Annotated in this window: 23 protein-coding genes; 12 read left to right on the forward strand and 11 right to left on the reverse strand. The window is 51.6% G+C overall.

The window, feature by feature from the left end:
- Positions 1-6 precede the first annotated feature (6 nt).
- Positions 7-2,157 (reverse strand): fatty acid oxidation complex subunit alpha FadB, encoded by a 2,151-nt coding sequence (gene fadB / locus ABEA14_RS15960; protein WP_345341295.1) that lies wholly within the window; start codon positions 2,155-2,157, stop codon positions 7-9.
- A 284-nt stretch (positions 2,158-2,441) separates the two neighbouring features.
- On the opposite strand from fadB, the gene pepQ reads away from it, so the two are divergent.
- The 4 genes from pepQ to hemG all read left to right on the forward strand — a co-directional run bounded on the left by pepQ (position 2,442) and on the right by hemG (position 6,523).
- Positions 2,442-3,767: a Xaa-Pro dipeptidase gene (pepQ, locus tag ABEA14_RS15965; RefSeq protein WP_345341297.1), complete on the forward strand. Its 1,326-nt coding sequence runs from the start codon at positions 2,442-2,444 to the stop codon at positions 3,765-3,767.
- Positions 3,768-3,773: 6 nt separating this feature from the next.
- Positions 3,774-4,391 (forward strand): YigZ family protein, encoded by a 618-nt coding sequence (locus ABEA14_RS15970; protein ID WP_345341299.1) that lies wholly within the window; start codon positions 3,774-3,776, stop codon positions 4,389-4,391.
- A 100-nt stretch (positions 4,392-4,491) separates the two neighbouring features.
- Positions 4,492-5,943 carry a TrkH family potassium uptake protein gene (locus ABEA14_RS15975; protein WP_345341300.1) on the forward strand — a complete coding sequence of 484 codons (1,452 nt, stop codon included), beginning with the start codon at positions 4,492-4,494 and terminating at the stop codon, positions 5,941-5,943.
- A 40-nt stretch (positions 5,944-5,983) separates the two neighbouring features.
- Positions 5,984-6,523, forward strand: a complete 540-nt coding sequence (gene hemG / locus ABEA14_RS15980) for a menaquinone-dependent protoporphyrinogen IX dehydrogenase (protein ID WP_345341301.1) — start codon at positions 5,984-5,986, stop codon at positions 6,521-6,523.
- Between the two features lie 4 nt (positions 6,524-6,527).
- Here hemG and ABEA14_RS15985 read toward each other — a convergent pair whose 3' ends face one another.
- From ABEA14_RS15985 to def, 5 genes are all read right to left on the reverse strand, one after another.
- Positions 6,528-7,982 carry a TrkH family potassium uptake protein gene (locus tag ABEA14_RS15985; RefSeq protein ID WP_345341302.1) on the reverse strand — a complete coding sequence of 485 codons (1,455 nt, stop codon included), beginning with the start codon at positions 7,980-7,982 and terminating at the stop codon, positions 6,528-6,530.
- Positions 7,983-7,997: 15 nt separating this feature from the next.
- Positions 7,998-9,374 carry a Trk system potassium transporter TrkA gene (gene trkA, locus ABEA14_RS15990; protein ID WP_345341304.1) on the reverse strand — a complete coding sequence of 459 codons (1,377 nt, stop codon included), beginning with the start codon at positions 9,372-9,374 and terminating at the stop codon, positions 7,998-8,000.
- Positions 9,375-9,449: 75 nt separating this feature from the next.
- Entirely contained in the window at positions 9,450-10,772 is a 1,323-nt protein-coding gene (gene rsmB, locus ABEA14_RS15995) for a 16S rRNA (cytosine(967)-C(5))-methyltransferase RsmB (protein WP_345341305.1), read from the reverse strand.
- A gap of 24 nt (positions 10,773-10,796) precedes the next feature.
- Positions 10,797-11,750 (reverse strand): methionyl-tRNA formyltransferase, encoded by a 954-nt coding sequence (gene fmt, locus ABEA14_RS16000; RefSeq protein WP_345341306.1) that lies wholly within the window; start codon positions 11,748-11,750, stop codon positions 10,797-10,799.
- A gap of 12 nt (positions 11,751-11,762) precedes the next feature.
- Positions 11,763-12,278, reverse strand: coding sequence for a peptide deformylase (gene def / locus ABEA14_RS16005; protein ID WP_345341308.1), 516 nt, complete (start codon positions 12,276-12,278; stop codon positions 11,763-11,765).
- A gap of 127 nt (positions 12,279-12,405) precedes the next feature.
- Between def and ABEA14_RS16010 the strand changes: the two genes are divergently transcribed.
- The 4 genes from ABEA14_RS16010 to ABEA14_RS16025 are packed head-to-tail and all read left to right on the forward strand — an operon-like array spanning position 12,406 to position 15,654.
- Positions 12,406-13,503: a LysM peptidoglycan-binding domain-containing protein gene (locus ABEA14_RS16010; RefSeq protein ID WP_345341310.1), complete on the forward strand. Its 1,098-nt coding sequence runs from the start codon at positions 12,406-12,408 to the stop codon at positions 13,501-13,503.
- Positions 13,504-13,514: 11 nt separating this feature from the next.
- Positions 13,515-14,600: a DNA-processing protein DprA gene (dprA, locus tag ABEA14_RS16015; RefSeq protein WP_345341312.1), complete on the forward strand. Its 1,086-nt coding sequence runs from the start codon at positions 13,515-13,517 to the stop codon at positions 14,598-14,600.
- Entirely contained in the window at positions 14,593-15,066 is a 474-nt protein-coding gene (locus ABEA14_RS16020) for a DUF494 family protein (protein ID WP_345341314.1), read from the forward strand. Before dprA ends, ABEA14_RS16020 begins: the two co-directional genes overlap by 8 nt.
- A gap of 27 nt (positions 15,067-15,093) precedes the next feature.
- Positions 15,094-15,654, forward strand: a complete 561-nt coding sequence (locus tag ABEA14_RS16025) for a DNA topoisomerase family protein (RefSeq protein ID WP_345341316.1) — start codon at positions 15,094-15,096, stop codon at positions 15,652-15,654.
- A 13-nt stretch (positions 15,655-15,667) separates the two neighbouring features.
- Here the strand turns inward: ABEA14_RS16025 and ABEA14_RS16030 are convergent, their stop codons facing one another.
- Together ABEA14_RS16030 and purE are read right to left on the reverse strand one after the other, a co-directional pair.
- Positions 15,668-16,804 carry a 5-(carboxyamino)imidazole ribonucleotide synthase gene (locus ABEA14_RS16030; RefSeq protein WP_345341318.1) on the reverse strand — a complete coding sequence of 379 codons (1,137 nt, stop codon included), beginning with the start codon at positions 16,802-16,804 and terminating at the stop codon, positions 15,668-15,670.
- Positions 16,805-16,810: 6 nt separating this feature from the next.
- On the reverse strand, positions 16,811-17,296 hold the full coding sequence (gene purE, locus ABEA14_RS16035) for a 5-(carboxyamino)imidazole ribonucleotide mutase (RefSeq protein ID WP_345341320.1): 486 nt from the start codon (positions 17,294-17,296) through the stop codon (positions 16,811-16,813).
- A gap of 112 nt (positions 17,297-17,408) precedes the next feature.
- On the opposite strand from purE, the gene tsaC reads away from it, so the two are divergent.
- Positions 17,409-18,029: an L-threonylcarbamoyladenylate synthase type 1 TsaC gene (tsaC, locus tag ABEA14_RS16040; RefSeq protein WP_345341349.1), complete on the forward strand. Its 621-nt coding sequence runs from the start codon at positions 17,409-17,411 to the stop codon at positions 18,027-18,029.
- Between the two features lie 9 nt (positions 18,030-18,038).
- Positions 18,039-18,971, forward strand: a complete 933-nt coding sequence (hemF, locus tag ABEA14_RS16045) for an oxygen-dependent coproporphyrinogen oxidase (RefSeq protein WP_345341322.1) — start codon at positions 18,039-18,041, stop codon at positions 18,969-18,971.
- Positions 18,972-18,973: 2 nt separating this feature from the next.
- Here hemF and ABEA14_RS16050 read toward each other — a convergent pair whose 3' ends face one another.
- Positions 18,974-19,357, reverse strand: coding sequence for a MaoP family protein (locus tag ABEA14_RS16050; RefSeq protein WP_345341324.1), 384 nt, complete (start codon positions 19,355-19,357; stop codon positions 18,974-18,976).
- Between the two features lie 155 nt (positions 19,358-19,512).
- On the opposite strand from ABEA14_RS16050, the gene ABEA14_RS16055 reads away from it, so the two are divergent.
- Positions 19,513-20,355 carry a LysR family transcriptional regulator gene (locus tag ABEA14_RS16055; RefSeq protein ID WP_345341325.1) on the forward strand — a complete coding sequence of 281 codons (843 nt, stop codon included), beginning with the start codon at positions 19,513-19,515 and terminating at the stop codon, positions 20,353-20,355.
- A 5-nt stretch (positions 20,356-20,360) separates the two neighbouring features.
- Here the strand turns inward: ABEA14_RS16055 and ABEA14_RS16060 are convergent, their stop codons facing one another.
- Complete coding sequence (locus ABEA14_RS16060) at positions 20,361-20,819, reverse strand: group II truncated hemoglobin (RefSeq protein WP_345341326.1); 459 nt, start codon at positions 20,817-20,819, stop codon at positions 20,361-20,363.
- Between the two features lie 27 nt (positions 20,820-20,846).
- On the opposite strand from ABEA14_RS16060, the gene aroE reads away from it, so the two are divergent.
- A complete protein-coding gene (aroE, locus tag ABEA14_RS16065) occupies positions 20,847-21,671 on the forward strand; it encodes a shikimate dehydrogenase (RefSeq protein WP_345341328.1) in 825 nt (274 codons plus the stop codon).
- Positions 21,672-21,673: 2 nt separating this feature from the next.
- On the opposite strand, the gene ABEA14_RS16070 is transcribed toward aroE, so the two are convergent.
- The gene (locus ABEA14_RS16070; protein WP_345341330.1) at positions 21,674-22,213 is read right to left on the reverse strand and encodes a gamma carbonic anhydrase family protein; all 540 of its coding nucleotides are present in this window, start codon (positions 22,211-22,213) and stop codon (positions 21,674-21,676) included.
- Positions 22,214-22,512: the final 299 nt, after the last annotated feature.

Below are 22,512 nucleotides of genomic sequence, written 5' to 3' on the forward strand. Positions count from 1 at the left end.
TCTGCCTTAGCCTGCGAAGAAACGTTTGCCTTCGGCAGCCATCTGCCGCAGCCCGTCAGTGACCTGGTACAAAGGTCCCAAATGTGCCAGTTCGTCGGCTTGCGCAATAAAGTTGTCGATACCCATCTGATCCAGATAACGACAGACTCCGCCTCTGAATGGAGGGAAGCCTAAGCCGTACACCAGCGCCATATCGGCTTCTGCTGGTGTGGCGACAATACCCTCTTCAAGGCAGCGGACCACTTCATTACACATGGGGATCATGACGCGGGCGATGATCTCTTCATCGCTAAAGTCTTGAGGGTTAGCTGCGACTTCTGACAGCAGCAATGGTGTTTGCTCGTCAGGCTTCTTAGCCAGTTTGCCTTTGCGGTCTTTCTCATAGCGATAGAAACCAACACCATTCTTCTGACCAAAACGTTGGTTATCGAACATCACATCAATGGCATCGCGTTGCTTCTTCGCCATCCGCTCTGGGAAGCCTTCGGCCATAACTGCCTGGGCGTGGTGAGCCGTATCAATACCGACAACATCCAGCAGGTAAGCTGGGCCCATCGGCCAGCCAAACTGTTTCTCCATGATGCGGTCGATCTGTTGGTAGTCGGCACCATCGGCCAGCAGTTTGGCAAAGCCGCCAAAATAGGGGAACAACACGCGGTTTACGAAGAAGCCCGGACAATCATTAACCACGATGGGAGATTTACCCAGCTGTGCTGCCCAAGCCACCACAGACGCAACCGTTTCGTCGCTGGTGTCTTTACCCCGTATCACTTCCACCAGCGGCATACGGTGCACCGGATTAAAGAAGTGCATACCACAGAACTTGCTAGGGTCTTTAACGCTCTGTGCCAGCAAGTCGATGGAAATGGTCGAGGTGTTGGAGGTCAAAATCGCGTTTTCGCCGGTGTTTTGTTCAACTTCTGCCAGCACCGCAGCTTTAACCTTTGGATTCTCAACGACGGCTTCCACTACGACGTCAACATCAGCGACAGCATCGTAGCTTAAAGAGGGGGTGATTTTGTTGAGTACACCTGCCATCTTGGCCGGATTCATGCGGCCTCGGGCAACCTGTTTGCCCAGGATGCTGGCCGCTTCATTCAGGCCCAGATCGAGCGCGTCGTGACGGATATCTTTCATCACGATAGGGGTGCCTTTATAGGCTGACTGGTAGGCGATGCCGCCCCCCATAATGCCTGCGCCCAATACGGCCGCACGCTCAAATGGATGTGCTGTTTTTGCAGCCTTTTTGGCCTTACCTTTAACCAACTGGTCATTTAGGAAAATGCCGATAAGGCTTTCGGCCTGAGGGCTCTTCGCCAGTTTGATAAAACCTTCCGCTTCAATAGCAAGGGCTTCGGCACGACCCTGACCCGAGGCTTTTTCAATCGACTTCACCGCCATCATAGGGGCGGGATAATGTTTGCCAGCTTTTTGCGCCACCATGCCTTTGGCTGTGGTGAAACTCATACCTGCTTCAATTTTATTGAGTGGCAGAGGGGAGAGCTTACGCTGGCGGCGAGCTTGCCAGTCAAGATGACCATCGATGGCACTCTTGAGCATGCTGAGGGCTGCTTCGTCGAGTTTCTCTGGTGTGACGACCGCATCAACCAAGCCCAGTTTCAGTGCAGCATCGGCGCGGTTGTCTTTGCCGGTGGTAATCAGTTCCATCGCGTTATCTGCGCCGATAACTCGGGGCATGCGCACGGTACCGCCAAAGCCCGGCATGATGCCCAGTTTGACTTCCGGCAGGCCAATCTTGGCGCTGGTGTCTGCCACGCGCAGGTCGGTGGCGAGGATCGCTTCACAGCCGCCGCCCAGAGCAAATCCTTTGATGGCACTGATGGTTGGGCAGGGCAGATCTTCCAGCCGATTAAAAATGTTGTTGGCGTAAGCGACCCAGCTGCGTAGTTCATCTTCAGGCAGGGCGAACGTGGCCAAAAATTCGGTGATGTCTGCACCGACGATAAAGGTGTCTTTCGCCGAGCGCAGCAGCACACCTTTGAGGTCATCACAGTTGTGCAGCGCATCCAGCGCTTTTTCAAAGTCGTCCAGAGTATTGCGGTCGAACTTGTTCACTGAGCCTTCGGCATCTAGTAACAGTTCCGCAATGCCTGGCTCCAGGTAGCGTACAGAGAGGGTTTTGCCTTGATATATCATTGTTTTCTCCTGTCGGGATAGCCCGTCAAGGTAGGCGTTCTATTTATACTGGTCGTACCAGAAGAGCTAAGTGTGGACGTGAATTGGCTGGATTTCAACCGTTATTTAAAACGGGTGTTTGATTTTGCGTTTCGTTTTTGTTTGCTATGAAGCTAACCCTGCAGTGAAAGCCCCTCTCTATGACGAGCTCGTCCTCTTTTCATGCGTTTGTATTGACCCTGAACTCCCTGTTTGCGTTGTAAATTGTGTATCCTAGGAGAGTTACCATTGAATGATGAATAGCTATGAGCGACCAAGTATCTACACTGTTTACCCAACACGTTGCCAACCTCCAGGTGCGTACCCGCGATCTATTGGCCCGTGAAAATTTGGAATACATGGTTATCCACTCTGGTCAGTTGAAGCGCCAGTTCCTGGATGACATGGATTATCCATTTAAGGTGAATCCGCACTTCAAAGCCTGGCTGCCTGTGGTCGACAACCCAAATTGCTGGTTGATTATTAATGGTGACGATAAACCCAAGCTGCTCTTCTATCGTCCAGTCGATTTCTGGCACAAGGTGCCTGAGGCCCCCGAAGATTTCTGGACAGACAGCTTTGCTATTCAGCTGTTAGAAACCGCAGATGCCGCGGCTGATTGGTTACCGAAGAATCTGGATAAAGTTGCCTACATTGGGGAGCACCAGGAACTTGCGCAGGTATTGGGCTTTGGCCAGATAAATCCTGAGTCGCTGATCAACTATCTGCACTATCACAGAGCCTATAAAAGTGACTACGAACTGTATGCGTTGCGCGAAGCGAACAAGTTGGCGGTGGCTGGGCATAAGGCGGCGCGAGATGCATTTTATGGTGGCGGATCTGAGTTTGAGATCCAGCTGGCCTATCTGAAAGCCACTGGTCATGGCGAAAATGACGTGCCCTATGGCAACATCATTGCACTCAATGAAAATGCCGCGATCCTTCACTACATGCAGCAGGACCGGACCAAGCCAAGTGAGCATCGCAGCTTTCTTATCGATGCTGGTGCCAGCTTTAATGGCTACGCTGCAGATATCACTCGAACCTACAGTTTTGACAAGAGCAATGAATTTGCTGAGCTGATCGCAGCCCTTGATGGCTGCCAGCACCAGATCATGGAACAACTGAAACCTGGGATTGAATACCCGGAATTGCATCAGCAAATGCATCTGCTGATAGCCGGTCTGCTGAATAAGTTTGGTTTTGTCGATATGACGCCAGAGGCCATGGTTGAGAGCGGTGTTGCAAGTACCTTCTTCCCCCATGGGCTGGGACACTTCCTCGGCTTGCAGGTACATGATGTCGGTGGCTTTATGGCGGACGAGCGTGGTACTCATAAACCCGCACCGCCCAAACATCCGTTTCTACGCCTGACCCGCACTGTCGAATCTCGTCAGGTGTTCACGATCGAGCCAGGCCTTTATTTCATCGACAGCCTGCTGGGCAGTTTGAAGGAGAGCCAACACGCTGCGGCGATTAACTGGAGCAAGGTTGATGCCTTCCGCCCTTATGGTGGCATTCGGATTGAGGATAACCTGATTGTATTCCAGGACCACACTGAAAATATGACGCGTGACTTAGGCTTGGCATAAACCGAAATGTCTTCAACTGGTTACCGGGTTCCTGCTTCGGCTCAGAGTGCTGAGCAGGAGATTAAGCGTAGTCGTTTTATTGCTATTGCCGCGCGGACAGATACCCCTGAGGCGGCAAAAGCATTCATCGAGGGGGTTCGTGCTGAACACCCTCAAGCCCGCCACGTTTGTTCAGCCTTTGTTGCAGGGGCGCCTACGGATACTCAGTGCCTGGGTTTTAGTGACGATGGCGAGCCCAATGGCACGGCGGGCAAACCCATCCTGGCGGTATTGCAGGGATCAGGTGTTGGTGAGATAGCCATTGCCGTGGTGCGTTACTCTGGTGGCATAAAGTTGGGGACGGGCGGGTTGGTGCGTGCTTATGGTGGTACTGCGCAGATGGCCATGCAGCAGCTGGCGTGGCTGGAAGTGGAGCCTCAGCAGCAGATCACATTAACCTTTGGCTATGATTTGACTGCCAGAGTTGAGCAATTAATTGCAGCCGCTGAGGGGAAGGTTGTCACCGCAAGCTATGATGCTGAGGTGCGCTTTGAGGCTACCGTTCCCACTAGGGAAACCGACGCACTGGTGAAACAACTGACGGATGCCGCTGGCGGACAAATCTCCTGTGTTGTGAAGCGGTAGATTGCATATTCGTGGCAGCACTCTAAACTGGCGCCATCAAACAAGGAAATCCCGTCGCTGCTGACCCCAGCAGCTGCCAATGGAGGCGATGCGCAGCTAGATGCAGTACCGAGCCATCATCCGAATTGTCGGATTGTTGATCAGTTTATTCAGTGTCACCATGGTGCCTCCCATCGTGGTGTCTCTGATCTTTAAGGATGGTGGTGGTTTACCCTTCTTTCTTTCCTTCCTGTTTAACCTGTTTGTCGGCTTTATGCTGTGGTTTCCCAATCGCCGGCGCAAGGCAGAACTTAAGGCGCGAGAGGGGTTTCTCATTGTTGTACTGTTCTGGACGGTACTGGGAAGTGTGGGTGCTGTGCCGTTGATGCTCTCTGAGCAACCTGAGATCAGTAATACCGACGCGCTGTTTGAGTCTTTTTCCGGTTTGACCACCACGGGCGCGACCATTCTCACCAATCTCGACTCCTTGCCGAAAGCTATTCTGTTTTACCGCCAGCAATTGCAGTGGTTAGGCGGCATGGGGATCATTGTGTTAGCGGTGGCGATTTTGCCGATTCTTGGTGTGGGTGGTATGCAGTTGTACCGCGCAGAGGCTCCAGGGCCGGTAAAAGATTCGAAGATGACACCGCGTATCGCCGATACGGCGAAACACCTCTGGTATATCTATGTGTCACTGACATTCGCTTGTGCCTTAGCCTACTGGGCTGCAGGTATGAGCCTGTTCGACGCTATCTGTCACAGCTTCTCGACTATTGCTATCGGTGGGTTTTCGACCTATGACGCCAGCATGGGCTACTTTGACTCCAGCTTGATTAACTTTATCTGTGTGGTGTTTCTGCTGATATCCGGGGCCAACTTTGCGCTGCACTACACCGCCTGGCGAGCCAAGAGTGTTGGCCACTATTTTACTGATCCTGAATTTCGCGGTTTTCTATTCTTCCAGTTCATTATTGTTGCGATCTGTTTTTTGGTGCTGGTGCAGGGCAACGTGTACGAAAACCCTAACTCAGCGCTGGATCATGCCATGTTCCAAGCGGTGTCGATGGGCACGACTGCGGGCTTTGCAACGACCGGATTTCATGAGTGGCCAATATTCCTGCCAATCCTTTTGATCTTCGCTTCTTTCATTGGTGGCTGTGCGGGTTCGACTGGTGGCGGCATGAAGGTGGTGCGAGTTTTGATTCTGCATTTGCAGGGGATGAGAGAACTTAAACGCCTGGTTCACCCTAAGGCAATTATTAGTATTAAGCTGGGTTCACGACCACTGTCTGAACGGGTGATCGAAGCGATTTGGGGCTTCTTTTCCGCTTATACGCTGGTATTTATTCTCTGTATGTTGGCGCTGATTGCTACTGGCTTGGATGACCTCACGGCGTTTTCCGCGGTGGCAGCGTGCCTGAATAACCTGGGCCCGGGATTGGGCGCAGTAGCATCTCACTACGGCGATATTCCGGATGCAAGCAAGTGGATCCTCATTGTAGCGATGCTGTTTGGCCGCCTCGAAGTCTTTACTCTGCTGGTGATCTTTACGCCAGCGTTTTGGCGTAACTAGGCTTAGCTCTGTTTATAAATAAAGGCTGAAAGATAAACTGATGGCGCGATATTTGATGATTTATCACAGCAGGGAAGGGCAGACATTTAAAATTATGTCGCGCTTTGCTGAACAACTGAAAGCCACGGACCATGAGGTTGAGCTGTTGGCTCTGCCCGAGTTAGCTGAGAGTTTTTCGCTGGCGGGCTACGACATTGCGGTTATCGGTGCCTCAGTCCGTTATGGGCATTTCAGCCCGCTGCTGTATCAGTTTATTGAGCGTCATCATCACGCGTTGGACGCGATGACCAGTGTGTTTTTCGGCGTCAACCTGACTGCCCGTAAACCAGAAAAAAACACCCCGGAAACTAATGCTTATATGAAGAAGTTTGCGCTTAAGTCGCCATGGGTGCCGGATTTGCAAGGAGTGTTTGCTGGCGCCTGTATCTACTCGAAATATACCTGGTACGACAAGGCCGTTATTCGCTTCATTATGAAGCTGACCAAAGGGCCAACGGACACGTCAAAAGATTACGAGTTTACCGATTGGGAAAGGGTGGATAGCTTTGCCTTGAAACTGGCTCAGTTATCAAGTAAGTAACTGCTTACTTTCTCCAAAAGGCAGGTAATAAAAGCACGGCCGCCGTGGTTATTTCCAGTCGGCCCAACAACATCCCCGCACTTAACAACCATTTTGCCGCGTCGGGAAGGTCTGCAAAGTTACCTGCCGGACCGATCTGGTCTCCCAGTCCAGGACCGACATTTGTCAGTGCCGTTAATGCCCCGGTCATGGCGGTAATCGGCTCAATCCCCATCATAGAAAGTGCCATTGCAAGTAGCGCCCAGGTTAAAAAGAACAGGTGCATCAGTACAATCATCGAAGTGATGATCTCATCTGAGATCTCTCGACCATTAAAACGCCTGGGGAACACGCCAGCAGGATGCACCAGTCGTTTCATATGCTGGTAGATCACTTTAAAGGCAACCTGGAATCGGAATATTTTTAAACCACCCGCGGTTGAGCCCGAACACCCACCGATAAAGGTTAAGAAGAAAAACATCACCACGGCGAAGCTACCCCACTGGGTGTAATCACTCAGCGCAAAGCCGGTGGTGGTGACCACCGAACTGATATTAAACAGGCTCAGGCGCAGAGCATCGATGTAATCGATAGGCTCTTTCTGCCACATCCAAATGCTGAGGCAGAGACTGGTGACGCCAATCAATGCCAGAAATCCACCCACCTGCTCGTCACGCCACACTCGAAGCTGGCGTTTGCGGATCATCTGGATATAGAGAATAAACGGCATGCCGCCCAACAGCATAAACACACTGCCTACCCAATGACTGGCAGCAGAAAATTCGGCCATGGAAGAATCCGAAGTAGAATAGCCGCCAGTGGAGAGGGTGGTCATGGCATGACACACAGCCTCAAACACACTCATTCCTGCCAACCAATAACAAAGCCCGCACAAGGTGGTGAGGCCGATATAGAGCCATAGCAGCTGCTGAGTATAGCGACGTGTCTGCGGGACAGGTTTTTCTGACCAGTCGGAGGATTCTGTGTAGAACAGGCGCATCCCGCCGACATTTAGATAGGGCAAAATGCCTACCCCCATAACGATAAACCCGATCCCGCCTAACCACTGCAGTAATGAGCGCCATACCAAAATGCTTCGCGGCAGGTGGTCTAACCCGGATAGCACTGTGCTGCCGGTGGTTGTTACACCTGACATGGTTTCGAAATAGGCATCGGTGTAACTGGTGTGGGGGACAAAGATAAGTGGCAGTGCAGCAAATGCCGTCATTACCACCCAAGTCAGCGTGGTGAGCATAAACATATCGCGCACCCGCATGCTGAGATGGGCGAGGGAGGTACGTTTCTTCCGTCCAATCGCCAACAGCAGAGAGGCTGCAATAAAGGTGATCCCCACCGATTGCATATAGTGGGTTGTCAGCCCGTCATGATCTGCCCATGAGAGGATGGTGGGAACCATCATCAACATGGTCAGCTTCGACAGAAATAAGCCTATCAGCAGTGAGATCAGGCGATAGTTCATGGGTTAGCGCGCCGGCTAGAAGAAGAACGGGCTGGGTTGGAACAGCTTCTCGACTTCGCCCACGTATTTCTTATCTACCAGGAACATAATGACGTGGTCATTGGACTCGATGATGGTGCTCTTGTGAGCAATGATCACCTCTTCGCCCCGAACAATAGCCCCGATAGTGGTTCCTGGCGGAAGTTTAATGTCTCGCACCGCACGCCCTACTACTTTGGACATGTTTTCATCACCGTGGGCAATGGCTTCAATCGCCTCTGCAGCCCCGTGACGCAATGAGTAAACGTTGACGATGTCTGCTTTGCGTACGTGAGAAAGCAGGGCAGAAATGGTTGCAGATTGCGGACTGATAGCAATATCGATCTCTCCGCCCTGAACCAGGTCGACATAGGCGGCGCGCTGAATCAGCACCATCACCTTGCCTGCGCCCATACGTTTGGCAAGCATGGCTGACATGATGTTGGCCTCATCATCATTGGTCACAGCGATGAACACATCGGTCTGTTCGATATGCTCTTCGCTCAGCAACTCCTGATCAGAAGCGTCACCGCAGAAAACCGTGGTTTTGCTCAGTTCATTGGAGAGATAAGTCGCGCGCGCTGGGTTACGTTCCAGCAACTTGACCTGATGACGCTCTTCCAGTGCTCTGGCCAGGCCGAGGCCGACGTTACCGCCCCCTGCGATCATGATCTTCTTATAGCTGCGCTCCAGCTTCTGCATTTCGGACATCACGGCGCGAATATGGCGTGTGTCGGCAATAAAAAACACCTCATCGTCCGCTTCGATAATCGTGGTGCCCTGAGGGCGAATCGGCCGCCCCTGACGGAAGATTGCAGCAACCCGAGTTTCGATGTTGGGCATATGTTCGCGCAGTGCGGAGAGTGCTCGCCCTACCAATAAGCCACCGTAGTAAGCTTTGACCGCAACCAGCGAGGCTCGGCCCTCTGCAAACTCCATCACTTGCAGCGCACCGGGATAATTTACCAGGCGGGTAATGTACTGGGTTACCAGCTGCTCAGGAGCGATGAAGTGATCCACCGGGATGTCCTGGCTGTGAAATAGCTGAGTTTTATGATGCAGATATTGGTCTGAGCGGATCCGTGCGATCTTGGTGGGTGTATTAAAGATACTGAAGGCGACCTGGCAGGCGACCATATTGATCTCATCACTGTCGGTCACTGCGATCACCATGTCGGCATCTTCGGCACCGGCATTGCGCATGATATTGGGGTGCGAGGCGTGACCAGCAATGACCTGCAAGTCGAGCTTGTCTTTTAACTCACGCAGGCGCTCGGGATCTTTATCCACAACGGTGATCTCGTTGCGTTCACCGACCAGGTTTTCGGCAAGGGTCGCGCCGACCTGGCCCGCGCCCAAAATGATGATCTTCATAAATCCATCTACAGAGGGGTTTTTCAGCGATTATAGAGGGTTATATCGGGATAAGCTTGACCTTATCCCGCAAAATCACGCCTGCTTTTTTAGTTTGGCGTAATAGAAACCATCCATATCCTGTTCACCGGGTAATAGTTGCCAACCGGGTGATTCGGCGGTATCCGCTTCATTCAGTGGTACATGTTCCGCGTCACTATGGGTGGCGAGAAAGCTTGCTATCTGTTCGCGGTTCTCTTCAGGAAGCACTGAGCAGGTGGCGTACAGCAGGGTTCCACCGGCCTTTAGTTGCGCCCACATTGCATTCAGAATATCTCGCTGTAGATCGGCCAGTGCTTGAATATCGGAATCTCGTCGCAACCACTTGATGTCTGGGTGACGACGGATAACACCAGTGGCAGAGCAGGGCGCATCGACAAGAATACGGTCAAATTGTGGGCCATTCCACCAGCTTTCCGGTTGGGCGGCATCGCCGCAGATCACCTTGGCTTCAATGCCTAAACGGGCCAGGTTTTCATGCACCCGCTTTAAACGTGTCTGCTCAAGATCTACCGCGACCAACTGTGCCAGCTCGGGGCAATATTCTCCGATATGCGCAGTTTTACCACCGGGTGCCGCACAGGCATCCAGTATCTGTTCGCCAGGTTGTGGGTCCAGTAATGCTGCCGCAAACTGGGGGGCGCCATCCTGTACCGAGACGTCGCCATCAGCAAATCCAGGCAGGGCGAACACATCTTTTGCCGCTGCCAGTTGGATGGCGCCAGATTTGAGAGGAGGCTTTGCTTCAATCTCTGCTTCAGATAAACGCTCAGCGTATTCCTGAGCTGAGTTTTTTTGCTGATTAGGGCGCAACCACATTGGTGCCGCCAGGTCATTTGCCTCGGCGATCGCCTGCCAGTTATCGGGATAGTGCTGTTGCAGTCGTTTCAGTAACCACCCAGGGTGGTTGAATTTCACCGGATCAGCTGACTGAGACAGTTTGCTTTGTAACGCCTCGGATTGACGCTGATAGTTCCTTAATATGGCATTCACCAACCCTTTAAGTCGAGGCTGCTTGAGCTTGACCACGGCCGCCACGGTTTCTGCCACTGCGGCATGTTCTGGAATCCGCATGGACGTGAGTTGATACACGCCAACCATCAGCAGGAAATGCACCGCTCGCTGCTTGTTGGGGAGTTTTTTCTCCAGCAGCTGACTCACCAGAAAATCGAGTGATGGTAGTTGTCTCAGTACGCCATAACAAAGCTGCTGAAGTAGCGCCTTGTCTCGTCCGTCTCGGACTTTTTCCTGCTGAGCAGGCAACACTTGTGACAGCGACTGACCTTTGTCTACCACCTGATGCAGTATGGTTGCTGCCAGGGCTCTTAGGTTTGGCGTTTTTGTTTTGGGCTGATTCATGGGCTTGTTCACGAGTGAGGTCACCTAGCTGCCCAGCACTACGCCGGGCTCAAACCAGTCTTTGCGGGCATTAAGGATATCTGATGCGGGCAATGCTTTTTTGCCGGGTAGTTGTAGTTGGGTAAGTAAGATCGCACCTTCTGCTGTGGCCACCAGTATTCCCGCGGCATCCGCCTGCAAAATCGTTCCTGGCGCGGCATTTTCAGATTCATTGGCCACAACGGACATGCCGTGAACCTTCACGATCTTATCCTGCACCTGCATATAGCTGCCTGGCCAGGGGGTAAAAGCGCGCCTGTGTTGGTCTATCACCTTGGCGGGTAGCGCCCAGTCGATTTCACCCTCAGCTTTGCTGAGCTTTTTAGCGTAGGTTGCCTGTGTATCGTCTTGTTTCTCTGGCGTCGCAGTACCTGCTGCCAGCATAGCCAATGTCTCTAGCATACCTCGAGGGCCCAGGTCAGCCAGCTTTTCATACAGAGAAGCGCTGGTCGTGTCACTTTCAATAGGACAGCTGACCTTTAACAGCATATCGCCCGTGTCCAGCCCTGCGTCCATCTGCATAATGGTGACACCGGTTTCGCTGTCTCCCGCCCAGATCGCACGTTGTATTGGTGCTGCGCCTCGCCACTTAGGCAGCAGTGAGCCATGAACATTGATGCACCCCAGCTTAGGAGTGTCCAACACGGACTGAGGAAGCAGTAAGCCATAGGCGACAACGACCATGATATCTGCGTTTAACTCAGCCAGTTGGTCAACGTCGGCTTGCTGTTTAAAGTTCTCAGGCTGATAGATGGTGAGACCGTTCTCTTGGGCAAGCTGTTTTACTGCACTGGCTTGTAACTTCTTACCTCGCCCTGCTGGGCGGTCAGGTTGAGTGTAAACCCCCACTATCTGGTGAGAGCTTTCAATCAGCGCGGTGAGATGCCGCGCGGCAAAATCCGGAGTACCGGCAAAAACAATGCGGAGGGGTTGTGACACTTTGACCTCAAATCAGGAAGCGGCGCGTGCCGCGAGCTTGGCTTCTTTTTCCAGCTTCTTGCGAATGCGCTGACGCTTCAATGGCGACAGGTAATCGATAAACAGCTTGCCTTGCAGGTGATCCAATTCATGTTGAATACAGATGGCCAGCAAACCTTCAGCTTCCAATTTGAACGGGTTGCCATCCTGATCAAGCGCTTCGACCGTGACGTGTGTTGCTCGGTCAACCGAGGCGTTGGCACCAGGCACAGACAAGCAGCCTTCTTCATTACAGGACTGTCCTTCGCGAGCAATAATCTTTGGATTAATAAAGACGCGTGGTTCGTCACCGTTTTCAGAGACATCCATGACTACGATCTGTTTGTGAATGTTGACTTGGGTCGCAGCAAGGCCGACGCCGTTCTCGTCTCGCATAGTTTCGAACATGTCATCGACAATTTTGCGAACTTCGTCGTTGACCTCTTGCACCGGTGACGCTACGGTGCGAAGACGTTCGTCAGGAAAATGAAGGACTTCTAAAACCGCCATGGTATTGGGACTCTTTTTTGACTGATAATAGTTCTGTGGTTGCCATGCAGATATTCTAGCCAGTCATGGCCGGGAAAAACAGCATGGTCTTAGTATGAAGACAAATAACAACAAGGAAGGTTTCCGCGTGAAAACAAGACTGCTTGCCTTGGTTGCGGGACTTACTCTAGTTATCACGGCGGCATTTGCCACCGAGATTGAACTAAACCCCGACTATCCCGAAACTTATATTGTTCAGAAGGGCGATACACTTTGGGATATTTCGTCCATGTTCCTGAAAACGCCTTGGCTATGGCCAAAGTTGTGGCAGGCGAATCCGCAGATTGAAAACCCTCACCTGATCTATCCGGGTGATGAGTTGAAGCTAGTGTGGATTAATGAGCAGCCAAAACTGGTTAAGTCGAAGCCTTCTTCTACCCGTATTGTTAAATTGGGACCCAAGGTTCGAACCAGTGAGCCGAAAGCCCCGATCCCAACGATTCCTTTGAAAGAGATCCGCCCATTCCTTGTGTATGAGCAGCTTTTAACGGAAGAAGACCTGGAGAAGCTGCCGTATGTACTGGGGACCAATGACCAAACTACGCGTTCTGCCCATCCACAGACTATGTACGCCAAAGGTGTTGATGCTCCGCAGGGACAACTGTTCGGTATCTATCGTCCAGGTAATGCCTTGATTCATCCCGAAACAGAAGAGATGTTGGGTTACGAGGCAAAGTTAGTGGCGATTGCTAAATCAATGCCTGCCGGTAACTTTACCAAACTCGAAATTCTTGAGAGTAAGTACGAGATCCGTAATGGCGATAAGTTGATGCCAGTACTTGAGAAGGAAGTGCTGCCGGCATTCTTTGAGCCTCACGAGCCAAGTCGTCTGGTTAAAGGGCATGTGATCCACACTGCGAACTACTCCAATTATGTTGGTAAGTATGATGTGATCGCATTGAGTGTTGGTGCTGAGCAGAATATCGAGCCGGGCCATGTGCTGGCTATCATGCAGCCAGGGGTAATGATGCACGATTCGCCACCAGATCGTCCTGCTTATGAGGAAGATGCTAACGCGATCGAGAAGTTAGCCATCGAGTGGGGCGATGAAGAGGTGGTTGTCCAGCTCCCGGATGAGCGTATCGGAGAGGCATTGGTGTTCCGTGTTTATGACAAGGTAAGCTACGCATTGATTATGCGTTCAGTCAAGCCAACCAAAAAACTGGATATTGTTACCAACCCATAGGACAGCACCTCATGCGCCAGCCAATCTCAAATGTGGAGCGTTGGTTGGTGTTGTCCCAACTCCCAAGATTTGGCGGCCGTCGTGCCGCCAAACTCATTTCTGAATACTCAATTGAACAGCTGTTTCAAGTGCCCGCTAGCGCGTTACCGATTAGTGATTCACAACGCAGGGTATTTACACAGCCAGACTGGCGCCTTATTGATAGCGCTTTGGCCTGGGCTGAGCAGTTTGCCTGCCATCTTGTGTCCCTAAGTTGTGAAAGTTACCCGCCTTTGCTCAGAGAGATACCCGATCCTCCGATGTTGCTTTTTGTCGGTGGTAACAAGACCTTGCTTTCGTCCCCTCAACTGGCGGTTGTTGGCAGCCGGAACGCTTCGCCTGCTCAGCATGCTAATACCGAAGCTATCGTAAAGCCTATCGCCGAAGCAGGTATGTGCATCACCAGTGGTTTGGCAAGAGGTATTGATGGGGTGGCACACAAAGCAGCGCTGGCTGCAGGCGGGAAAACCTTGGCAGTTATGGCGACAGGTCCTGATCGGATCTACCCATCAGCACACAGAGAACTGGCACACCGAATCGTGGACCAGGGGGGCGCTTTGGTCACGGAGTTCCACCCGGGTACCGCGCCTTATCGGGGCAACTTCCCAAAACGTAATCGTATCGTCAGCGGTATGTCTCTGGGAACCCTGGTTGTCGCCGCAGGGATGAAAAGTGGATCTCTGATAACCGCCCGACTGGCCACTGAACAGGGGCGGGATGTATTTGCCATTCCTGGAGCGATGAGTGATCCAAATGTAGAGGGGTGTCACTATTTAATAAAAAATGGAGCTAAATTGGTCACTTCTCCGGTCGATATAGTAGAAGAAGTGATGGCAGGGCATGTGATGCCTGCCGAAGAAGTGAAACAAACAAAATTGCCAACACGCGGTTTGTTGGATAGTGTAGGAGATGAAGCAACTTCAATTGATCAGATAGTGGACCGCAGTGGTCAGCCGATCAATACCGTGATGCAGCAGCTGGTTCTGCTGGAGATTCAAGGGGAAGTTGCTGTTGTTCCAGGTGGTTACCAGCGAGTGAGGAGGACCGGTTATGTTTGATATCCTCATGTATCTTTTTGAGAATTACATCCACAGTGATGTAGAAGTGATGGTTGACCATGAAGAACTGACTTCTGAGTTAACCCGTGCCGGTTTCAGGCATGATGAAATTTCGAAAGCATTAAGCTGGTTGGAAGGTCTTGCTGATCTGCAGGACAGCGACCGACATCCGTACCTTATATCAAGCGATGCAATCTCAACCCGTGTGTTTACTGCGGAGGAGTCAAAGCGCCTTGACGCGGAGTGTCGCGGTTTCTTGATGTTCCTTGAAAGCATTCAGGTGCTGGATATGGAAACCCGAGAAATGGTGATCGACCGTGTTATGGAGTTAGACATTGAGTGTATCGACCTAGAAGATCTCAAGTGGGTTGTGCTGATGGTGCTGTTTAATGTGCCTGGTCGAGAAGGCGCCTACTCCCAGATGGAAGATCTGGTGTTTGAGGTCAATGAAGGATTCCTGCATTGATCCATCGCTAGGGCTAAGATAAACGCCATGGTGAAAATCGATTCTAATCTGTTTAGTGCACCACAGGGTGCACTCGAACACGCTGAAAGGTGCCCCGAATGCGGGGCGTCTTTGGTTTTGCGTGGCAGCAGTTCCGGCCCTTTCTGGGGCTGCGAAAACTACCCTAAATGTGAATACAGCCGTCCTACCCACGCGCATGAACATCGTATCGAGCGAGAACTTGATATGCCTTGTCCCGAGTGCTCAAAGCCATTAGCGCTGAAGCAGGGACGATATGGCTTTTTCATTGGGTGTACCGGTTTTCCTGACTGCCATTATCATACGCAACTGGAATCACCAGATGATACCGGCATCCCTTGCCCTAAATGCAAAACCGGTGAGCTAATCCAGCGCAATAATAGATATGGTAAGACTTTTTACGCCTGCAACGGGTATCCCAAGTGCCAGTTTGCGGTAAATCATCCGCCACAAAAGGGGACGTGCGAGTTTTGTGGTTTTGAATTGTTGGTCGAACGAAAGTTGGCGTCTGGGCGCCAGCTTCAATGTGCCAATAAGAAGTGTGGTAAGAAGCAGAGTATGCCGAAGTAATTCGGCATTCCCTTTAAAGCATCTCGGCTGAGGCTTGATGAAGGCCTGGGAAGTCCTCTTTCGCAAGCAACTTCAATAACGTGTCAACACGCTGCTTCAATTGCTGCTTATCTTTGCCTGCAACGTTGATATGGCCCATCTTACGTCCGCTGCGCTTCTCTTTTTCGTACCAGTGCAGATGCACACCCTCTATGGCGTGGATCTGCACTGGAATGTTATCCGTCCCGATCACATTCACCATGGCGGTAGCTTCCACCAATGATGTATCACCAATAGGTAGTCCGGTTACTGCGCGCAGGTGGTTCTCAAACTGACACACGTCGGCACCCTGCTGGGTCCAGTGGCCAGAATTGTGTACACGAGGGGCGATTTCATTTACCAGCAGCTTGCCCTTAACATCGAAGAATTCAATGGCCAGCACGCCCACATAATTCAATTTATTGGATAGTTTTTCGAATGCTTCGACGGCCTGTTTTTGCAGGGCTTCGGCATCGGTAAGTGCCACCGACAGACTCAAAATGCCACTCTCATGGTGGTTTTGGGTCAGCGGATAGACTTTGATGGCACCATCTTTTCCGCGCGCTCCGATCACTGATACTTCGCGGTCAAACGGGATCCAAGCCTCGGCAACGATGGATTGCTCGTCGCGGCTTTCAGCCAGAAACGCTTCTATCTCTTGCCAAACCTGCGGCATTTCCTGTGCTGTCTTCAAGCGCCATTGACCCTTACCGTCATAGCCTTCAAGTGCACTTTTCAGCACCAGTGGTAGACCGATTTTATCTATGGCGTCTTCTAAATCTGTTTCGGTATTAACAACGTGGTAGGTGGCATTGGGGACGCCTGCATTATCTAACAGCTGTTTCTCCAAGCGACGGTCGCCACCGATGCGAATCGCTTCAGCGCCAGGAAGGAACTTCCCGCTGGCCTGGCATACTTCGAGAATATCTTGTGGGATGTGCTCGAACTCTGCAGTCACTACATCGCAGGAGTTCAATCCAGTCGCAAGATCCTGCTGATAGTTTTCAAGTGTCAGCGGGTGAACGACTGTGTGTGTACGTACATCATAAGCACGAACCGTTAAGCCCAAAGGAGCGCCAGCAAGGGACATCATGCGAGCCAACTGGCCCGCGCCCAATACCAATACCTGCATACCTGTTTAGTCCTCAGATGGATCCGGCTGACTTAATACCGTGTCTGTTTGTTGTTGGCGGAAGGCGTCAACCTTTGCCATTACCTCTGGTTCGAAAGCACCAATAATCTGTGCTGCCAGCAAACCCGCATTGGCAGCACCGGCATCGCCAATGGCAAGGGTACCTACCGCGACGCCTTTAGGCATCTGAACGATAGAAAGTAGTGAGTCGATACCTTTCAACATACGGCTTTGTACGGGTACGCCCAGAACCGGCAAACTGGTAAAGGCTGCGCACATGCCAGGGAGGTGTGCGGCTCCGCCAGCGCCACCGATGATGACTTTGATGCCACGCTCTTTAGCACTTCCAGCATACTCAGCCAGCAGGTGAGGGGTGCGATGTGCGGACACAACTTTGGTTTCATAACTGATGCCAAAACGGTCCAGCATCTCTGCGGCGTGTTGCATGGTGGGCCAATCGGATTTCGAGCCCATAATGATGCCAACTTGCATTGGATCTCCTGCTTGCGGTATTAAAGTGCGGTAAAAGATGGCGAATTATAGCGCTTTAACTCGATAAGTTGAATTTGCGTACTCAGGTTGTGGTTATTGGACCATAGGTTTGGTGGTCGATGACCGAGTTGTTGATGACGATTACGCGGGGGATACGGGAAATAGAGGCTTACCGACAGCGATGTATAGCGACGCATTACTAGCGCTGCAACAGCAGCAACTTATAGCTTACCCAACCGAAGCGGTGTTTGGTCTGGGCTGCGACCCTGACAGCGAGGCGGCAGTGAACAAACTGCTGGAGCTTAAGCAACGCCCGATAGAAAAAGGCCTGATCCTGGTGGCGGCGTCTGTTGAGCAGCTTACCGATTATATTGCCCTGGACACATTGGATGAGCAGCAGTGGAAACGAATCGAAGCCTCTTGGCCTGGTCCTAATACTTGGGTCATCCCAAAGCAGGTCGGGGTGCCTGAATGGCTGAGTGGCAAATTTGACTCGCTGGCGGTGCGAGTCAGCGCCCACCCTGTCGTGCAGGAGCTATGTCTGGCCTATGGCAAACCTATTGTGTCGACCAGTGCCAATTTAACCGGTGAACCACCTTGCCGGACTTACACTGAAGTAAAAGCCCAACTGGGCGACCGCTTAGGTGCTATTGTTGATGCGCCCTGTGGCCCTTCGTCTAACCCGACGCAGATCCGTGATGCGTTGACCAATCAAGTGCTTCGCCCCAGCTAAGGAGTATTCATGAGCCGACCCGAAGTAGCGCCGGTAAAGCAGTTTCTGCTTCAACTACAAGAGGAAATTTGTCAGCAACTGGCTGACATGGATGGTGTAGCCAGCTTTAACGAGGATGCCTGGCAACGGGACGAGGCTACTGAATCCCTGGGTGGCGGCGGTCGCAGTCGCGTGCTGACGAATGGCGCTGTATTCGAACAGGCGGGTGTTAACTTTTCTCATGTTACCGGGGCGCAGATGCCGGCATCGGCTACGGCCCATCGCCCCGAGTTGGCCGGGCGACGTTTTGAAGCCTTGGGTGTTTCCCTCGTCGTGCATCCCAAAAACCCTCATGTGCCCACTTCCCATGCCAATGTGCGTTTTTTCATTGCAGAAAAAGAGGGCGAAGCGCCTATCTGGTGGTTTGGTGGTGGTTTCGATCTGACCCCTTTTTATCCTGTTGAGGAAGATGTGGTGCATTGGCATCAAACCGCCAGTGATCTTTGTCAGCCGTTTGGTGAAGAGGTCTATCCCAAATATAAAAAGTGGTGTGATGAATACTTCTATCTCAAACATCGTCAGGAGACCCGTGGCGTTGGTGGGCTGTTTTTTGATGATCTGAACGAATGGGGTTTTGACCGTTGCTTTGATTTTATGCGTGCTGTGGGTGAGGGCTATCTTGATGCTTATTTGCCTGTGGTTGAGAAGCGAAAGCATACCGAATACACCGAGCAGCAACGAGATTTCCAGCTGTATCGCCGTGGCCGTTATGTGGAGTTTAACTTGGTATTTGATCGGGGAACGCTATTTGGGTTGCAGACGGGTGGGCGTACAGAGTCGATCTTAATGTCTATGCCACCACTGGTGCGTTGGGAATATAACTGGCAACCCGAGCCTGACTCGCTCGAGTCCCGGTTATATGAGCGCTATTTGAAGCCGCAGCAATGGCTGCCAGCCAGCTAGCGTTAGTCTTTGCTACCGACGGCCTCGTCGAGGTCGTCAACGTCCAGATCATCTGACGCTGAGTCATCATCACTCTCATCAGCACTCTGTTTGGAGGAGCCAAACAGAGTAAAGACACGCCTTTTGCTGGTACGTCTTATGTATTTGTCCCACACCTTCTGCTCAATAGTTGAGGGAGCAGTGTCTTTTTGGAACGTTTCCAAAAATGCCGTCTCTTCCTCTGTCGCTGGTGCTCGCTCGCCCTCATAAATGGCCTTGAACGCACGGCCGTGGGTTTCAAGAAGCATCGCTTCCTGTTTAGTGAAATCACCGCTGCGGCCAAATCCGCGTGGATAATTTTTGTCGTCAAAAAAGCGCTTCTCTGCTAAAAAACTTTTAGTCGCCATCTCAATCAACCCAATTGGTTAGATAACTCGCAATAAAGGCCGTTCTCACGCGGGGTAGTCGTGAATAACGATTGTCGGCGAAGTAATAGCAATACTCCTAAAATGCGTAAAACAAAAAAAATTTAACAAGTCGTGAAAATTTTTTGGAGACAGATGTGGATACCGAGTTACTTAAGACATTTTTAGAGGTTCACCGCACGCGACATTTTGGTCGAGCGGCTGAAAATCTGTTCCTTACGCCTTCTGCTGTCAGCTTTCGCATTCGCCAGTTGGAAACCTTGCTCGGTACCCCTTTGTTCACTCGGCATAGAAACAATATTCAGCTGACCAATGCAGGTGAAAGGTTGGTTGGCCATGCTGATGCCATGTTGCTGGCGTGGAAACGTGCGCAACAGGAAGTGGCATTGGGAAGTCGACAAATGTCTCAGCTTGCCATTGCCGCGCCTGCCAATATTTGGGATGCCAGGTTGCAGGACTGTTTAGCCCAGATCGGGATCAGCATGCCGGGGTTTGGCTTGCGTGCAGAGATATGCGCTGCCACCCAAGGGATGCGGCAACTGCAGGCAAGAACATTGGATCTGCTATTGATGTTTGATCCGCCCACCAACGATGAGGTTGAGCTGTCACCCTTGTTCGAAGTCGAATTGGTGATGGTGAGTTCAGTAGAGGGGCAGGGGCTGGAAGAAGCGGTCACCGAACGTTATCTGCGGGTCGATTGGGGGACAGCGTTTAGTATTCGTCATGCTCAGGCACTACCTCACGCGGGCGCGGCGATCCTGCATACCCCTTCGGCGCGTATCGCGTTGGAGTTTCTGCTTCAGTCAGGTGGTACCGTTTATTTGCCTCGCGCTATGGTCGAGAGTCATCTGCAGGAGGGCAGCCTGTTTTTGGTTGATGGGGCACCAGTGATCGCCCGTCAGGTCTACGGTGTGTACCTGAGCCAAAATGAACAGGCTGATGCCCTGAAGCAGGTGGTTGAGTTGCTTACTTTAAACTAGCCCGCTCAAGCCGGAGGTTGATTTCGCATGTGGTCGGCGAGTTGCGAAAATGCCTGCCTCAGTTGTTCTCTGAGTAATGGTGTATCTATTTCGATGTCCAGAGCGCGGTTCATACAGAACATCCACTGGTCACGCATCTCATCATCAATTTTAAAGGGCAGGTGGCGGGCCCGAAGTCTGGGGTGGCCATATTTTTGCTCAAACAGCCCTGGGCCTCCAAGCCAACCACTTAGGAACTCGTAAAAGCGTTCACGAATACTGTCCATTGGCTGAGGGTGTATCGCCAGTAATTCCGACGCTTCGGGGGCTTGCTCCATGATGTCATAGAAGCGATCTGATAACTGGCGCACTGCCTCGGCACCGCCCATCATCTGATAAGGTGTTTGCTCTGGGGTTGGGTGTTTTGGGGCTGAAGGCGCAGTATTTGATGACTTGTCACCAATCTTAAAAAGCTTTCTAATCATTACATCACTCAAAAACAGATCTTAGCTATGGACCAGTACGCGGTATTCGGTAACCCAATCGGTCACTCGAAGTCTCCCATGATCCACACGTTCTTTGCTCGTCAGACGGCGCAGAATATCAGTTATCAAGCGATCCTGGCACCTACCGACGGATTCGACAGTGCCGTTACGGAGTTTTTTCAACAGGGCGGAAAGGGCTGCAATGTCACCGTTCCATTTAAGGAAGAGGCGTACCGTTTTGCTGATCAGCTTTCGCCAAGAGCCAAAATTGCCGGGGCTGTGAATACTCTGAAGAAGCTGGATGATGGTGGCATTCTAGGCGACAACACCGATGGTGAAGGCTTGGTGCAGGACCTGTTGCTGCACGGTGTGCGCTTGCAAGGTAAGCGTGTATTACTGTTGGGTGCCGGTGGTGCGGCACGCGGTGCATTATTACCTTTGCTGGACCAGAATCCCGCCGAGTTGGTGATTGCCAACCGAACGGAATCGAAAGCGCATCAGCTTGCCGAGTTAGCAAAAGCCTATGGTCCGGTCAGTGGCTGTGGTTATGGTGAGGTGAAGCCTGAGCCGGTAGACATTATTATTAACTCTACCTCAGCCAGCCTGTCTGGTGATCTTCCGCCGATTCCGGCAGAAGTCGTTAGTCAGGATACGGTGTGTTATGACATGGCTTATGGTCAGGGTGATACCGCGTTTGTTGCCTGGGCTAAAGCGCAGGGCAGTAAATATCCCCTGGATGGATTAGGAATGCTGGTGGCGCAGGCGGCTGAATCGTTTGCCATCTGGCGGGGCATCAAACCCGGTACAAAAACTGTGTTAGGAGAACTACGCCGTAATCTTGGCCAACGCTGACATCAGTCAGCGTCGAGCATCTCCAGATATTCATCTTTCAGCACCACATAGTTATCAGCTGACTTGGTAAAGAACGCGCGCTCAGCATCTGACAAAGGGCGCGCTTGTTTTACTGGGTTACCTTTATATACGTAACCAGATGCCAGAGTTTTATTCGGCGGTACCACACTGCCTGCCGCAATAATCACATCGCTTTCTACAGTCACGTTGTCCATCACTACGGCGCTCATACCTACCAGTACACGATTGCCAATCACGCAACCGTGCAACATAACCTGATGGCCAATGGTGACATCATCACCGATTAAAGTGGGGTAACCTTCCGGGTTGCCCGGCGTTTTGCGAGTTACGTGTACGATACTGCCGTCCTGAATATTGCTGCGAGCACCCACTTCAATGCGATTCACATCGCCGCGCACGACGACTAATGGCCAGATGCTGCTGTCCTTACCTAAGGTGACATCACCGATCACAACGGCATCCTGATCCACATAACAGCCTTCAGACAAGGTAGGCATTATCTTTTTATAGGGTCTCAACATTAGTCTGGTCCTTTAATGACGTGTGACTAGTATGACCCATATGCATAAAGTGGGCTATTTGTCGTTTCTTATGCGTCTTTTATGCATAAGCAGTAAAAGTTAACCGTATCTCAACATAATTCCCGTCCATGTCCCTCCAAGCCCTTTTGTGGCGGGTTTTTAGCCAGAAATAAAAATATCAAAAATATTTCATAAAAAGCGTTGACGATGAGATTTAGGTCCCTATAATGCCGCCTCACTCGCTCAGGGCGAGGCAGCGGAAAGAAATAACAGGTTTTGTTTTTATCTTTCTACTGAGT

The sequence above is a fragment of the Corallincola platygyrae genome (genome assembly GCF_039544265.1).
Classification (GTDB): domain Bacteria; phylum Pseudomonadota; class Gammaproteobacteria; order Enterobacterales; family Neiellaceae; genus Corallincola; species Corallincola platygyrae.

Excerpts from the sequence above, each read along its gene's own strand:
- fadB (WP_345341295.1), bottom strand. The coding sequence starts at position 2,157 with ATGATATATCAAGGCAAAACCCTCTCTGTACGCTACCTGGAGCCAGGC.
- pepQ (WP_345341297.1), top strand. The coding sequence starts at position 2,442 with ATGAGCGACCAAGTATCTACACTGTTTACCCAACACGTTGCCAACCTC.
- ABEA14_RS15970 (WP_345341299.1), top strand. The coding sequence starts at position 3,774 with ATGTCTTCAACTGGTTACCGGGTTCCTGCTTCGGCTCAGAGTGCTGAG.
- ABEA14_RS15975 (WP_345341300.1), top strand. The coding sequence starts at position 4,492 with ATGCAGTACCGAGCCATCATCCGAATTGTCGGATTGTTGATCAGTTTA.
- hemG (WP_345341301.1), top strand. The coding sequence starts at position 5,984 with ATGGCGCGATATTTGATGATTTATCACAGCAGGGAAGGGCAGACATTT.
- ABEA14_RS15985 (WP_345341302.1), bottom strand. The coding sequence starts at position 7,982 with ATGAACTATCGCCTGATCTCACTGCTGATAGGCTTATTTCTGTCGAAG.
- trkA (WP_345341304.1), bottom strand. The coding sequence starts at position 9,374 with ATGAAGATCATCATTTTGGGCGCGGGCCAGGTCGGCGCGACCCTTGCC.
- rsmB (WP_345341305.1), bottom strand. The coding sequence starts at position 10,772 with ATGAATCAGCCCAAAACAAAAACGCCAAACCTAAGAGCCCTGGCAGCA.
- def (WP_345341308.1), bottom strand. The coding sequence starts at position 12,278 with ATGGCGGTTTTAGAAGTCCTTCATTTTCCTGACGAACGTCTTCGCACC.
- dprA (WP_345341312.1), top strand. The coding sequence starts at position 13,515 with ATGCGCCAGCCAATCTCAAATGTGGAGCGTTGGTTGGTGTTGTCCCAA.
- ABEA14_RS16020 (WP_345341314.1), top strand. The coding sequence starts at position 14,593 with ATGTTTGATATCCTCATGTATCTTTTTGAGAATTACATCCACAGTGAT.
- ABEA14_RS16025 (WP_345341316.1), top strand. The coding sequence starts at position 15,094 with ATGGTGAAAATCGATTCTAATCTGTTTAGTGCACCACAGGGTGCACTC.
- ABEA14_RS16030 (WP_345341318.1), bottom strand. The coding sequence starts at position 16,804 with ATGCAGGTATTGGTATTGGGCGCGGGCCAGTTGGCTCGCATGATGTCC.
- purE (WP_345341320.1), bottom strand. The coding sequence starts at position 17,296 with ATGCAAGTTGGCATCATTATGGGCTCGAAATCCGATTGGCCCACCATG.
- hemF (WP_345341322.1), top strand. The coding sequence starts at position 18,039 with ATGAGCCGACCCGAAGTAGCGCCGGTAAAGCAGTTTCTGCTTCAACTA.
- ABEA14_RS16050 (WP_345341324.1), bottom strand. The coding sequence starts at position 19,357 with ATGGCGACTAAAAGTTTTTTAGCAGAGAAGCGCTTTTTTGACGACAAA.
- ABEA14_RS16060 (WP_345341326.1), bottom strand. The coding sequence starts at position 20,819 with ATGATTAGAAAGCTTTTTAAGATTGGTGACAAGTCATCAAATACTGCG.
- aroE (WP_345341328.1), top strand. The coding sequence starts at position 20,847 with ATGGACCAGTACGCGGTATTCGGTAACCCAATCGGTCACTCGAAGTCT.
- ABEA14_RS16070 (WP_345341330.1), bottom strand. The coding sequence starts at position 22,213 with ATGTTGAGACCCTATAAAAAGATAATGCCTACCTTGTCTGAAGGCTGT.